13 protein-coding genes and 1 pseudogene are annotated in these 12,603 nt (G+C 59.5%); 2 read left to right on the top strand and 12 right to left on the bottom strand.

What is annotated here, in order from left to right:
- From DBR24_RS33325 to DBR24_RS34930, 3 genes and pseudogenes are all read right to left on the bottom strand, one after another.
- A pseudogene (locus DBR24_RS33325) lies at positions 1 to 198 on the bottom strand (aspartate aminotransferase family protein); the annotation flags it as partial.
- Positions 199 to 254: 56 nt separating this feature from the next.
- On the bottom strand, positions 255 to 1,613 hold the full coding sequence (locus DBR24_RS22815; RefSeq protein WP_007967993.1) for a glutamine synthetase family protein: 1,359 nt from the start codon (positions 1,611 to 1,613) through the stop codon (positions 255 to 257).
- Positions 1,614 to 1,708: 95 nt separating this feature from the next.
- Positions 1,709 to 2,065, bottom strand: coding sequence for a gamma-glutamyl-gamma-aminobutyrate hydrolase family protein (locus tag DBR24_RS34930; RefSeq protein ID WP_128615877.1), 357 nt, complete (start codon positions 2,063 to 2,065; stop codon positions 1,709 to 1,711).
- Positions 2,066 to 2,343: 278 nt separating this feature from the next.
- Between DBR24_RS34930 and DBR24_RS22805 the strand changes: the two genes are divergently transcribed.
- Both DBR24_RS22805 and DBR24_RS22800 read left to right on the top strand, forming a co-directional pair.
- Positions 2,344 to 3,720 (top strand): glutamine synthetase family protein, encoded by a 1,377-nt coding sequence (locus DBR24_RS22805; protein ID WP_128615876.1) that lies wholly within the window; start codon positions 2,344 to 2,346, stop codon positions 3,718 to 3,720.
- 276 nt (positions 3,721 to 3,996) lie between these two features.
- On the top strand, positions 3,997 to 4,629 hold the full coding sequence (locus DBR24_RS22800) for a TetR/AcrR family transcriptional regulator (RefSeq protein ID WP_123469672.1): 633 nt from the start codon (positions 3,997 to 3,999) through the stop codon (positions 4,627 to 4,629).
- A 186-nt stretch (positions 4,630 to 4,815) separates the two neighbouring features.
- Here the strand turns inward: DBR24_RS22800 and DBR24_RS22795 are convergent, their stop codons facing one another.
- The 9 genes from DBR24_RS22795 to DBR24_RS33320 form a co-directional block, all read right to left on the bottom strand.
- Positions 4,816 to 5,031, bottom strand: coding sequence for a molybdopterin-binding protein (locus DBR24_RS22795; protein WP_007967989.1), 216 nt, complete (start codon positions 5,029 to 5,031; stop codon positions 4,816 to 4,818).
- Between the two features lie 106 nt (positions 5,032 to 5,137).
- Positions 5,138 to 5,944 (bottom strand): aliphatic sulfonates ABC transporter ATP-binding protein, encoded by an 807-nt coding sequence (ssuB, locus tag DBR24_RS22790; protein WP_128615875.1) that lies wholly within the window; start codon positions 5,942 to 5,944, stop codon positions 5,138 to 5,140.
- Positions 5,941 to 6,723, bottom strand: coding sequence for an aliphatic sulfonate ABC transporter permease SsuC (ssuC, locus tag DBR24_RS22785; protein ID WP_003229260.1), 783 nt, complete (start codon positions 6,721 to 6,723; stop codon positions 5,941 to 5,943). Before ssuC ends, ssuB begins: the two co-directional genes overlap by 4 nt.
- Positions 6,724 to 6,731: 8 nt before the next feature.
- Complete coding sequence (ssuD, locus tag DBR24_RS22780; protein ID WP_128615874.1) at positions 6,732 to 7,880, bottom strand: FMNH2-dependent alkanesulfonate monooxygenase; 1,149 nt, start codon at positions 7,878 to 7,880, stop codon at positions 6,732 to 6,734.
- Between the two features lie 25 nt (positions 7,881 to 7,905).
- Positions 7,906 to 8,871, bottom strand: a complete 966-nt coding sequence (locus DBR24_RS22775) for a sulfonate ABC transporter substrate-binding protein (protein WP_007913834.1) — start codon at positions 8,869 to 8,871, stop codon at positions 7,906 to 7,908.
- Positions 8,872 to 8,962: 91 nt separating this feature from the next.
- Positions 8,963 to 9,556 carry an NADPH-dependent FMN reductase gene (gene ssuE, locus DBR24_RS22770; protein ID WP_085708988.1) on the bottom strand — a complete coding sequence of 198 codons (594 nt, stop codon included), beginning with the start codon at positions 9,554 to 9,556 and terminating at the stop codon, positions 8,963 to 8,965.
- A gap of 238 nt (positions 9,557 to 9,794) precedes the next feature.
- Entirely contained in the window at positions 9,795 to 10,433 is a 639-nt protein-coding gene (locus DBR24_RS22765; protein ID WP_123469679.1) for a peroxiredoxin, read from the bottom strand.
- 297 nt (positions 10,434 to 10,730) lie between these two features.
- On the bottom strand, positions 10,731 to 12,098 hold the full coding sequence (locus tag DBR24_RS22760) for an OprD family porin (protein WP_128615873.1): 1,368 nt from the start codon (positions 12,096 to 12,098) through the stop codon (positions 10,731 to 10,733).
- A gap of 416 nt (positions 12,099 to 12,514) precedes the next feature.
- A partial coding sequence (locus DBR24_RS33320) for a hypothetical protein (RefSeq protein ID WP_256591752.1) occupies positions 12,515 to 12,603 on the bottom strand: 89 nt, incomplete at its 5' end.

The raw sequence follows: 12,603 nt of genomic DNA, 5'->3' as shown, positions 1-12,603 counted from the left end.
ACCGATCGCCACGCACCACAGACCCGCCATGCCATCGAGGATCTTGTTGCCCTCGCTGTCCCACAGGTACACGCCCTTGGCGTTGGTGATGATCCGTGGGCCCTTCTCTTTCAGCTGCTTGAAGTCGCTGAACGGGGCCAGGTGGTGATCGCTGCTCAGGGCTTGCCACTCACGGGTTTGCGGGTTGTTGCTGGTCATGCCAATTCTCCTTGTTATCGGTGAAGGCACGGCTGCTGCCAGCCGTGCCCGGCGTATCAGACGGCGAAGAGCAGGTACTCACGCTCCCAGGAACTGATCACGCGCTTGAAGTTTTCATGCTCGGCCCGCTTAACCGCGACGTAGCCAGTGATGAAGGTTTTGCCCAGGTATTTCTCGATGGTCGCGCTGTTTTCCATGCGCTCGAGGGCGTCTTCGATGGTCAGCGGCAGGCGCAGGTTGCGGCGTTCGTAGCCACGGCCAACGACTGGCGCGCTCGGGTTGAGGCCCTCGACCATGCCGATGTAGCCGCAGAGCAGGCTTGCGGCAATCGCCAGGTACGGGTTGGCGTCGGCGCCCGGCAGGCGGTTTTCCACGCGGCGATTCTGCGGCCCGGCATCCGGGACGCGCAGGCCCACGGTGCGGTTCTCTTCGCCCCACTCCACGTTCACCGGCGCCGAGGTGTCCGGCAGGAAGCGGCGGAACGAGTTGACGTTCGGCGCGAACAGCGGCAGCAATTCCGGGATCAGTTTCTGCAAGCCACCGATGTGGTGCAGGAACAGCTGGCTCATGGTCCCGTCTTCATTGGAGAACACGTTCTTGCCGGTCTCGATGTCGATGATGCTCTGGTGCAAGTGCATCGCACTGCCCGGCTCACCGGTCATCGGCTTGGCCATGAAGGTGGCGGCCACGTCGTGCTTGAGCGCGGCTTCGCGCATGGTGCGTTTGAACACCAGGATCTGGTCGGCCAGCGACAGGGCGTCGCCATGACGGAAGTTGATTTCCATCTGTGCCGTGCCGTCTTCGTGGATCAGCGTGTCGAGGTCCAGCTCCTGCAGTTCGCACCAGTCATAGACGTCTTCGAACAGCGGGTCGAATTCGTTCGCCGCTTCGATGGAGAACGACTGACGACCGATTTCCGGACGGCCCGAACGGCCAATCGGCGGCTGCAACGGATAGTCAGGGTCGTCGCTGCGCTTGGTCAGGTAAAACTCCATTTCCGGCGCCACGATCGGCTGCCAGCCCTTGTCGGCGTAGAGTTTCAGGACTTTCTTGAGCACGTTGCGCGGCGACAGCTCGATCGGGTTGCCTTGCTTGTCGTAGGTGTCGTGGATCACCTGGGCGGTCGGCTCTATCGCCCACGGCACCAGGTACACGGCGTTCTGGTCGGGGCGGCAGATCATGTCGATGTCGGCCGGGTCGAGCAGTTCGTAATAGATGTCGTCTTCAACGTAGTCGCCGGTCACGGTCTGCAGCAACACACTCTCTGGCAGGCGCATGCCTTTTTCGGCGATGAACTTGTTGGTCGGCGAGATCTTGCCGCGGGTGATACCGGTCAAGTCGCCGATCATGCATTCGACTTCTGTGATCTTGTGGTCTTTCAACCAATCGGTGAGCTGGTCGAGGTTGTTACTCATAAATGCCTCTGGGCTGAGTCTCCTGACAGGGGTGTCAGGCAAAGTTTGACGCCGTGACGTCGCGTTAAGGGAGCTTGCTTGCGCGCAGTGCCGGCTTACGCCTGGCACCGCGCATCAACAATGAAAGAGGAGCTTACCTGCCCTTTACGCTGGCGTTGCATTTCCTGTGCACATTCAAGGCGTGCAGAATCATGAGCACGGCTCGAAGAGCGGCACAGGCTTTGGGACTCAAAGGGATCTATAGTGAAAGGAGACGCCATAAACAGGATGCCTTGCCGTACGTCCAGAATAACGGACGCGACCGTTCTGGCTGCTGCCGACGAGACCGGCATAGACAGCCCGCGAGCCTTGCTGGCTGCGCTACGGACGGATTGATCGCCACTGATGTGATGAGCATGCAGACCGGACTGTTGCGAGCAGTCGGTGATGCCGATTAACGGCAGGCGAGACATGAAGCACCCCGGTATTATTGCTGTTATGGGTTTGATCCGAGCTTAGCCTTGTTCATTTTTTTACACAACACCCCCGTAAAAAATACAACACGGCCTGCTCAAGCCTGCGGGTGCCAAGCGTCCCAAGGATAAAAAACCGCCCCAAAGTGCCCCATAAATGCCCCCGCAGCGCTTTTTTAGGGCAAAAAAGGCCTCGCTTGACTTCGGCAGGCCGTTCGGGTTGACTGAAACCAGAAAAGATCAATGATTGATATTTTTAACAACAAAGGTGTTGCATCATGTCGGTACCCCCGCGTGCCGTTCAGCTTAACGAAGCGAACGCGTTCCTTAAGGAACATCCTGAGGTTCTGTACGTTGACCTTCTGATTGCGGATATGAATGGTGTGGTGCGCGGCAAGCGCATCGAACGCACCAGCCTCCACAAGGTTTACGAGAAAGGCATCAACCTGCCGGCCTCTCTATTTGCTCTGGATATCAATGGCTCTACGGTGGAAAGCACCGGCCTGGGCCTGGACATCGGCGACGCCGACCGGATCTGCTATCCAATCCCCGACACCCTGTGTAACGAGCCATGGCAGAAGCGCCCTACCGCGCAACTGTTGATGACCATGCACGAACTCGAAGGCGACCCGTTCTTCGCCGATCCGCGCGAAGTGCTCCGTCAAGTTGTTGCAAAATTTGACGAGATGGGCTTGACCATCTGCGCCGCGTTCGAACTCGAGTTCTACCTGATCGACCAGGAAAACGTGAACGGCCGTCCACAGCCGCCACGCTCGCCGATCTCCGGCAAACGCCCACACTCGACTCAGGTCTACCTGATCGACGACCTCGACGAATACGTCGACTGCCTCCAGGACATTCTGGAAGGCGCCAAAGAGCAAGGTATTCCGGCCGACGCCATCGTCAAGGAAAGTGCCCCGGCGCAGTTCGAAGTGAACCTGCACCACGTCGCCGACCCGATCAAGGCGTGCGACTACGCGGTACTGCTCAAGCGTCTGATCAAGAACATCGCCTACGACCATGAAATGGACACCACCTTCATGGCCAAGCCGTACCCAGGCCAGGCAGGCAATGGTCTGCATGTGCACATTTCGGTACTCGACAAAGATGGCAAAAACATTTTTGCCAGCGAGGATCCCGAGCAGAACGCCGCGCTGCGTCACGCGATCGGCGGTGTGCTCGAGACCCTGCCGGCGCAGATGGCTTTCCTCTGCCCGAACGTCAACTCGTACCGTCGCTTCGGCGCGCAGTTCTATGTACCGAACTCGCCGTGCTGGGGCCTGGACAACCGCACCGTGGCGATCCGCGTACCGACCGGTTCTGCCGATGCCGTGCGTATCGAGCACCGCGTGGCCGGCGCCGACGCCAACCCGTACCTGCTGATGGCTTCGGTCCTGGCGGGTGTGCATCACGGTCTGGTGAATAAGATCGAACCGGGCGCTCCGGTCGAAGGCAACAGTTACGAGCAGAACGAACAAAGCCTGCCGAACAACTTGCGCGATGCATTGCGTGAGCTGGACGACAGCGAGGTGATGGCCAAGTACATCGATCCGAAATACATCGATATCTTCGTCGCCTGTAAAGAGAGCGAGCTGGAGGAGTTCGAACACTCCATTTCCGACCTCGAGTACAACTGGTACCTGCATACCGTTTAAACGGATTGCGAACCAGATAAAACGCCGTCGGCTCCTGCAGCCCACGGCGTTTTTTTATGACCAACCAGCCATCTCTGTTGATGGGGTGGATGGCCGCCTGCGGCGGATCGCTGGCAAGTCGAATCGTCGCACCGCAGCTCCCACAGGGTTCTGTTGGGTACTCAAAATGTGTGTTCTACACAGATCATTGTGGGAGCTGGCTTGCCAGCGATGGCGGTCGACAAGACAACACGGAACCCGGCTCGTACAATGCCCCCTGCCCCGCAGGAGACTTCCATGACGCGTCCCGCCCCCGTCCGCAAACCCCGTGCCCGCAGCCAGGCGCGGATCGATTCGATTCTCGACGCCGCGCGCACACTGCTGGCGGCCGAAGGCGTGGCCAGTCTGTCGATCTACAGCGTCGCCGAGCGCGCACAGATTCCGCCCTCCTCCGTGTACCACTTCTTCGCCAGCGTCCCGGCGCTGCTCGAGGCGCTGACCGCCGATGTGCACGCGGCCTTTCGCGCCTGCCTGCAAGCACCGATCGATCACCAGGCCCTGCGCGACTGGCGTGACCTGTCGCGGCTGATCGAACAGCGGATGCTGGAGATCTACGACGAAGACGCCGCCGCGCGCCAGTTGATCCTGGCGCAACATGGCCTGACCGAAGTGACCCAGGCCGACCGCCAGCACGACATCGAACTGGGCGACCTGATGCACAAGCTGTTCGATCATCACTTCGAATTGCCAAGGCTGCCGGAGGATGTCGATGTGTTTGCGCTGGCGATGGAGCTCGGCGACCGCGTGTATGCGCGCTCGGTGCAGCAGCACGGGCAGATCACGCCGCGCATGGCCGAGGAAGGGATGCGGGTGTTTGATGCCTATATCGGGTTGTATCTGCCGCCTTATCTGCCCAAAAGAAATCTCTAGCGCCCTCACCGACCCCTTCGCGAGCAAGCTCGCCCCCACAGTGATTTGTAGTGAACACAACATCTGTGAACGACACCGAACCTGTGGGAGCGAGCTTGCTCGCGAAGGCCGCGCCGCAGTTTTCAGATCAGGCACAAAAAACCCCGAAGGGCTCACGCCCTCCGGGGTTGTTTTTTACTCACAGGCTTACAACTTGGCGATCGAAACCTCGGTGGATTTCACAAAGGCAATGACTTCGCTGCCCACCGCCAGTTCGAGCTCTTTGACCGAACGGGTGGTGATCACCGAAGTGACGATGCCGGAGGCGGTCTGCACGTCGATTTCCGACAGCACGTCGCCGAGAACGATCTCCTTGATCGAGCCTTTGAACTGGTTGCGCACGTTGATGGCTTTGATAGTCATGATATTTCTCCTGGGGTCGAAATAAGCTGCAAGTTGCGAGTTTCAAGCGGCAAGCAAAAGCACAGCGCTTTTACTTGAGGCTTGTAGCTTGCCGCTTGAAGCTGCTTCATTGCGCCCAACGCAATTGCGTAGGCAGGGGTGAAACGGGTTCCGGCTCTGGCGGCTCGCCAGGCAGGGACAAAACTCGGTTGAGCACTTCGGTTTCCAGCGCCGCCAGCCGGTGCGATCCGCGCACTCGCGGACGCGGCAATTCAACTTGCAGGTCGAGGCCGACTTCGCCGTCCTCGATCAGAATCACCCGGTCGGCAATCGCTACCGCTTCGCTGACGTCGTGGGTCACCAGCAATACGGTGAAGCCGTGCTGCTGCCACAAGCGCTCGATCAATTGCTGCATCTCGATCCGGGTCAGGGCGTCCAGCGCACCGAGCGGCTCATCAAGCAGCAGCAGGCGCGGTTGGTGGATCAACGCCCGGGCCAGCGCGACACGCTGCTTCTGCCCGCCGGATAGGGCCGCCGGCCACTCGTTGGCGCGATCGGCCAGACCGACCGCCTCCAGCGCTGCCAGCGCCTGCGGGCGCCAGTTGCCTTTGAGGCCGAGGCCGACGTTGTCGATGATCTTTTTCCACGGCAGCAGCCGCGCTTCCTGAAACATCAACCGCGTGTCATCCCGCGCATCGCTGAGCGGGGCGGCGCCGGCCAGCAGGTCGCCGCCAGTCGGCTGGTCGAGGCCGGCGAGCAAGCGCAGCAAGGTGCTCTTGCCGCAACCGCTGCGCCCGACCACAGCGACGAATTGCCCCGCCGGAATGTGCAGGTCGATGTCACGCAGCACCTGCCGCGCACCGAAGGTTTTCTGCAGGTTGCGCACCACCAGCGGAATCCCGCGCAGCAGGCGTGGAGGTTGTTGAGCCGTCATGCCGCACCTCCCTTGGCAACCTGATAGGCCGGATGCCAGCGCAGCCACACACGTTCGAGTCCACGGGCGGCGAGGTCGGCGAGTTTGCCGAGCACGGCGTAAAGCAGGATCGCCAGCACCACCACGTCGGTCTGCAAAAACTCGCGGGCATTCATCGCCAGATAACCGATGCCGGAGCTGGCGGAAATGGTTTCCGCGACGATCAGCGTCAGCCACATGAAGCCCAGCGCGAAGCGCACGCCGACCAGAATCGAAGGCAGTGCACCCGGCAGAATCACCTGCCAGAACAGGCTGAAACCGGACAGGCCGTAACTGCGCGCCATCTCCACCAGCGCCGGATCGACGTTGCGGATGCCGTGATACGTGTTGAGGTAGATCGGGAACAACGTGCCCAATGCCACCAGGAAAATCTTCGCCGACTCGTCAATCCCGAACCACAGAATCACCAGCGGAATCAGCGCCAGGTGCGGCACGTTGCGGATCATCTGCACCGAGCTGTCGAGCAGGCGCTCGCCCCACTTCGACAGGCCAGTGATGAAGCCCAGCACCAGGCCGATGCTGCCACCGATGGTGAAGCCCAGCGCCGCGCGCCAGCCGCTGATGGCCAGGTGCGTCCAGATCTCGCCGCTGCGCACCAGACTGACGCCGGCTTCTATCACCGCCACCGGCGCCGGCAGGATCCGCGTCGACAACCAACCGGCCGACACCGACAACTGCCACACCGCCAGCAACAACACCGGCAACGCCCAAGGCGCGAGGCTGTGGATAATTTTCTTCATGGCGCGCCTCAGCTCTGCGACGCGGCTTTGGGAAGAATGTCGTTGGCGACCATCTCGCCGAACGGGCTGACATAACCGGCGCTTTTCGGCTGTTCCGGACGCTCGATGTCGAGGTGCGGGAACAGCAGTTCAGCGACGCGGTACGACTCTTCGAGGTGTGGATAACCGGAGAAGATAAAGGTGTCGATACCCAGATCCGCGTATTCCTTCACTCGCGCCGCCACGGTCGGGCCATCGCCGACCAGCGCCGTACCGGCACCGCCGCGCACCAGACCGACGCCGGCCCACAGGTTCGGGCTGACTTCGAGGTTGTCGCGGCTGCCGCCGTGCAGCGCGGCCATGCGTTGCTGACCGACCGAATCGAAGCGCGCCAGCGATGCCTGCGCACGCTTGATGGTGTCGTCGTCCAGATGCGAGATCAGGCGACCCGCCGCTTGCCACGCTTCAGCGTTGGTTTCCCGCACGATCACATGCAGACGAATACCGAAGCGCACGGTGCGTCCGAGCCTGGCGGCTTTGGCGCGCACTTGCGCAATCTTCTCGGCCACGGCTGCTGGCGGCTCGCCCCAGGTCAGGACCATCTCGACCTGTTCGGCGGCCAGGTCCTGCGCCGCTTCCGACGAGCCACCGAAGTACAGCGGCGGACGCGGCTGCTGGATCGGCGGATAGAGCAGCTTGGCACCCTTCACGCTGATGTGTTCACCGTCGTAATCGACGGTCTCGCCTTCCAGCACCCGACGCCAGATCCGGGTGAACTCCACCGAGGCCTGATAGCGCGCCTCGTGATCGAGAAACAGACCGTCGCCGGCCAACTCTTCCGGGTCACCGCCGGTCACCAGGTTGAACAGCGCACGACCGCCGGACAGACGATCCAGCGTGGCGGCCTGGCGCGCTGCAACCGTCGGGGAAATGATCCCGGGGCGCAGGGCAACGAGGAACTTCAGGCGCTGGGTCACCGGAATCAGCGATGCTGCCACCAGCCACGAGTCTTCGCAGGAACGGCCGGTGGGAATCAGCACGCCGCCGAAGCCCAGACGATCCGCCGCCTGCGCGACCTGTTGCAGATAACCGTGGTCGACGGCGCGAGCGCCTTCGGCGGTGCCAAGGTAATGGCCGTCGCCGTGGGTAGGCAGGAACCAGAAGATATTGAGGCTCATGGAGTGGTCTCCTTGGGGATTCGAATTACTGCGCCTTGGCCACAGCGGCCGGTGGTGTCCAGATCACATCCTTGATGCTCAGCGGCTTGGGAATCAGCTTGAGCTGGAAGAACGTGTCAGCGATTTTCTGTTGCGCAGCGACCACTTCCGGGGTCAGGAACAGTGCGCCGTAGCCTTGGCGTTTCACCGAGGTCAGGGTGATGTCCGCCGGCAGACCAAGCAGTGGCGCGACTTGTTGAGTCACGTCTTCAGGGTTGGCCTTCGACCATTCGCCGACGGCGCGCACTTCTTCGACGAGGGTCTTGATCACCTCAGGATTTTTCTGTGCGTAGGGTTTGGTCGCGAGATAGAACTGGTGGTTGTCGACGATGCCTTTGCCATCGCGCAGGGTGTGCGCTTGCAGTTGTTTCTCGGCAGCGGCCTGGTACGGATCCCAGATGACCCAGGCATCGACGCTGCCACGCTCGAACGCGGCGCGGGCATCGGCGGGCGGCAGGAATACGGTTTGAATATCGGAGTATTTGAGGCCGGCGTCTTCCAGCGCACGCACCAGCAGGTAGTGGACGTTGGAGCCTTTGTTCAGGGCGACTTTCTTGCCCTTGAGATCGGCCACCGATTTGATCGGCGAGTCCTTCGGTACGAGGATCGCTTCGCTGTTCGGCGCTGGTGGCTCGTAGGCGACGTAGAGCAGATCGGCGCCGGCAGCCTGAGCGAACACCGGCGGGGTTTCGCCAGTGACACCGAAGTCGATCGAACCGACGTTCAGGCCTTCGAGCAGTTGCGGGCCACCAGGGAATTCAGTCCATTGCACGTCGACGCCTTGGGCGGCCAGACGTTTTTCCAGCGTGCCTTTGGCTTTGAGCAGCACCAGCGTGCCGTATTTCTGATAACCGATTCGAAGCGTCTCGGCCTGAGCTTGAGTGATGGCGCCGAAGGTGACAGCCGCAGCAAACAGAGCGACCAGACCACGACGCAAAAATACAGTGCGCATAGCGCTCTCCTATTTTGCTGTTGGGTTTTGGCTGCACCTGCTTAACCGTTAGCGGCTGAGTAAGGTGAGTTACATCAAGTTCCGGTGAGGCTTAAATGCTCCAGCGAGCACTCAATAAACGTTCATTCAACAAGCCCGGCTCCAGCGGTTTCGGCCGGCGGGCCATGGCACTGACAAACTGATCCAGCGCTTCGTGCAGACGCTGCTCCAGCGCCGGTGCCAGTTGTGCGGCGGCACTGCCTTCGCCGTAGGCGATCTGGCTGTCCTCGGCGAAAATGCCTTGCAGCATTTCCTGGGCTTTCAGGGCCGACAGCACCGGTTTTAGGGCGTAATCGACCACCAGCATGTGAGCGATGCTGCCGCCAGTGGCCATCGGCAAGACAATCTTGTGGTTCAAGGCGCGCTCCGGGAGCAGATCCAGCAACGTCTTCAACGCGCCGGAAAACGAAGCCTTGTACACCGGTGTGGCGATCAGCAGGCCGTCGGCGTTTTCGATCTGTTGCAGCAGGTCGAGCACCTTCGGGCTGTCGAAGCGGGCGTGAAGCAAGTCTTCGGCCGGGAAGTCCCGCACCTGATAACTCACCACTTCCACCCCTTGCTGTTGCAACCAGCGTTGCGAGCGTTCCAGCAACACTCCGGAGCGGGAGCGCTGGCTGGGACTGCCACCGAGTGAGACGACCAGCATTCAGAGAATTCCTTGCACGTTACAGGCGATTCGCGGGTTGCGATCTCGCGTCGATGGAGTGACCTTACCAGCTGATTTATATATCCATAAATCATATTTATTCATTTGGTTATGCGTTTTGGAGATATGGATTCAGCCTTCTTCCAGGCGAAAAAAAAGGCCGTCGAAACGGCCTGAAATCCCCTGCATCGTGGTTTCGTGGTGACTGGACTATGGCCACACCGCAAATCTCACTGACTCACTTGTTCGGCTGCGGCGTCAGGCGCAGGTACGGCTTCACCGCGCGATAGCCTTTTGGAAAGCGTCGTTTGATTTCATCTTCATCCTTGAGCGACGGCACGATCACTACCTCTTCACCGTCCTGCCAGTTGGCCGGGGTGGCCACCTTGTAGTTGTCGGTGAGCTGCAGCGAGTCAATCACCCGCAGGATCTCGTGGAAGTTGCGGCCGGTGCTCGCCGGGTAGGTGATGGTCAGGCGGATCTTCTTGTTCGGATCGATCACGAACAGCGAACGCACGGTCAGCGTGTCGTTGGCGTTCGGGTGGATCAGGTCGTAAAGGTCAGACACCTTGCGATCGGCATCAGCCAGGATCGGGAAGTTGACGATGGTGTTCTGGGTTTCGTTGATGTCTTCGATCCACTTGTGGTGCGAGTCCACCGGGTCGACCGACAGCGCGATGGCTTTGACGCCACGCTGGGCGAACTCATCCTTGAGCTTGGCGGTGAAGCCCAGTTCGGTGGTGCACACCGGGGTGAAGTCGGCCGGGTGGGAGAACAGCACACCCCAGCTATCGCCCAGCCACTCGTGGAAACGAATCTTGCCGGCGCTGGAATCCTGTTCGAAGTCGGGGGCGATGTCGCCGAGTCTGAGGCTCATGATGCTGCTCCTGATGAGTTGTTGGAGAACTCAACTGTAGCTCGGGATTCGACATCATTAAAAAGAATAAATAACTAGATATCTAGATCATTAGTGAATATTAAACTTCTGTTCCCTGGACGCTCGACGGCAACCCGACGAACATCGGTCGCAAGGTTCGAGAAGGCCTTGAGTTGCTGTAAAGAGGGAAATTTCGGGAAAGGCCTACGGGGGTGGGCCTGACTCGAAAACGCAAAAGCCCCGTCCGGCGCGATGCCGGACGGGGCTTTTTTTTACATCAGGTGCAGGAGCGCGCTATTACAGCAGCGGGATCGAGTAGCTGACGATCAGGCGGTTTTCATCCTGGTCGCGTTGACCCGGGATGTCGTTGCGCCACATAGCGTTTTTCCACATCACGCCAACGTTTTTCAGCGGGCCTTCTGGCACAACGTAACCGATGGTCAGGTCACGTTCCCACTCGGAACGGCCAGTCGCGTTGGTGCTGACCTGACGGTCGCCAACTTTACCGGTGGTGTCGATGTTATCGCCACGCAGGTAAACCACGCCGGCGGTCAGGCCTGGTACGCCAACTTTGGCGAAGTCGTACGAGTAGCGAGCTTGCCAGGTACGTTCACCTGCGCGAGCGAACTTGGCGATCTGCATGTCGGTAGTGATGTATGCCGACGAGCCGTCACCCTGGTTCAGCCAAGGGAAATCGCTGTTGCCGTTGCTGACCTGATAACCGCCACCGAATGTGTGACCTTCAACGGTGTACAGGAACAAGCCGCTGTACAGGTTGTTGTCTACCTTGCCTTTGGTGATACCAGTGCCGTAGTCACCAGTGGTGTAGTAGGCAGGGTCGTTACCGTTGGCGCCATCGTCACGGCTGTTGAAGTAACGGAAGTCAGACTTCAGGACGCCCGGACCGATAGCCCAGTTGTGCACCAGACCCAGGAAGTGCTGCTTGTAGTAGTCCTGCAGGTTGCCGTAGTAGTACTGGGCAGTCAGGTCTTTGGTGATTTTGTAGTCACCACCACCGTAAATGAACTTGTTGCTGTCACGACCGGCAGCGGTGTGAGCGTTGGAGCCAGCAATCGACAACTCTTCGTTGTTGCTCGAGTTACGGCCCTTGGCGTGTTCGATCTGACCGGCAACCAGTGTCAGGTCCTTGATCTCGTTCGAGGTGATCTGGCCACCCTGGAAAGTTTGCGGCAACAGACGACCGTCGTTGGTCACGATGACCGGCAGTTTTGGCTGCAGAGTACCCAGCTTCAGCTCGGTCTGGGAGATCTTGGCTTTGGCAGTCAGGCCCAGGCTGGAGAAGTTATCAACCGCTTCGCCGTTGGACTTGCTCGGGAACACAGTGCCACCGTAAGAGGTAGCAGTGGCGCCGTTGGTGCCGCCACCCGAGTCCAGACGCACGCCCACCAGGCCGATGGCGTCGATACCGAAGCCTACGGTGCCTTGGGTGTAACCGGAGATGAAACGCAGATCGAAGCCTTGGCCCCATTCTTCTTGCTTGTTCTGAGCCTTGGCAGCTTTGGTATCGCCATCACGGTTATCAGTGTTGATGTAGAAGTTACGCAGCCCCAAAGTAGCTTTGCTGTCTTCGATGAAACCGGCGGCGCCTGCCTGCTGCGCCATAACCCCTACGGCCACAGCCAGGGCCAAGGTGGACTTGTTCATGTATCGCTCCTCTCGTTTCTAATTCTTTTGCTTTTTTTACTGTCGGTTTCGGATCGATTGCCCGAAATCCTGAACGCTTGATCGCGGCGGACCCTTTACCCCCAGTCAAAGCCGCGAAAGGATACCCCGGCATAGTCCCCAAAAGAATTGTTTCATTCTTTTTCAGAACCCGAAGACATATAGAAGGCACCTCAGACTGGAGGTATCGGCTTCAACACCGATTCCTGAACCCGTCAAATTGTCGAGGGACGAAAATGCCAAAACACCGCAGCGTCTTTTGAACGCTGAACGGGTCTACTTTAAGCATTCGTCGGAGAACATAAAAAGAATAAAAAATGCGCTATAGCTTATATTTTGGAATATAAAAAAATGCGCAAAAAAAACCTTGCCGAGCGGCAAGGTTTTTTAATGACGTGTTACAGGAAGCTGTAGGTGTAGTTGAAGATCAGGCGGGTCTGGTCCTGATCGGCAATATTGATTTGGCTGCCGCGATAAACACCGTTAC

The organism is Pseudomonas sp. HMWF006, assembly GCF_003061205.1.
GTDB lineage: Bacteria > Pseudomonadota > Gammaproteobacteria > Pseudomonadales > Pseudomonadaceae > Aquipseudomonas > Aquipseudomonas monsensis.
Note: the sequence above shows the minus strand (reverse complement) of the source record. Positions and strands in the feature narration are given on the sequence as shown.

Coding starts and splice junctions, on each gene's coding strand:
- DBR24_RS22815 (WP_007967993.1), bottom strand. CDS start 1,613: ATGAGTAACAACCTCGACCAGCTCACCGATTGGTTGAAAGACCACAAG.
- DBR24_RS34930 (WP_128615877.1), bottom strand. CDS start 2,065: ATGTCTCGCCTGCCGTTAATCGGCATCACCGACTGCTCGCAACAGTCC.
- DBR24_RS22805 (WP_128615876.1), top strand. CDS start 2,344: ATGTCGGTACCCCCGCGTGCCGTTCAGCTTAACGAAGCGAACGCGTTC.
- DBR24_RS22800 (WP_123469672.1), top strand. CDS start 3,997: ATGACGCGTCCCGCCCCCGTCCGCAAACCCCGTGCCCGCAGCCAGGCG.
- DBR24_RS22795 (WP_007967989.1), bottom strand. CDS start 5,031: ATGACTATCAAAGCCATCAACGTGCGCAACCAGTTCAAAGGCTCGATC.
- ssuB (WP_128615875.1), bottom strand. CDS start 5,944: ATGACGGCTCAACAACCTCCACGCCTGCTGCGCGGGATTCCGCTGGTG.
- ssuC (WP_003229260.1), bottom strand. CDS start 6,723: ATGAAGAAAATTATCCACAGCCTCGCGCCTTGGGCGTTGCCGGTGTTG.
- ssuD (WP_128615874.1), bottom strand. CDS start 7,880: ATGAGCCTCAATATCTTCTGGTTCCTGCCTACCCACGGCGACGGCCAT.
- DBR24_RS22775 (WP_007913834.1), bottom strand. CDS start 8,871: ATGCGCACTGTATTTTTGCGTCGTGGTCTGGTCGCTCTGTTTGCTGCG.
- ssuE (WP_085708988.1), bottom strand. CDS start 9,556: ATGCTGGTCGTCTCACTCGGTGGCAGTCCCAGCCAGCGCTCCCGCTCC.
- DBR24_RS22765 (WP_123469679.1), bottom strand. CDS start 10,433: ATGAGCCTCAGACTCGGCGACATCGCCCCCGACTTCGAACAGGATTCC.
- DBR24_RS22760 (WP_128615873.1), bottom strand. CDS start 12,098: ATGAACAAGTCCACCTTGGCCCTGGCTGTGGCCGTAGGGGTTATGGCG.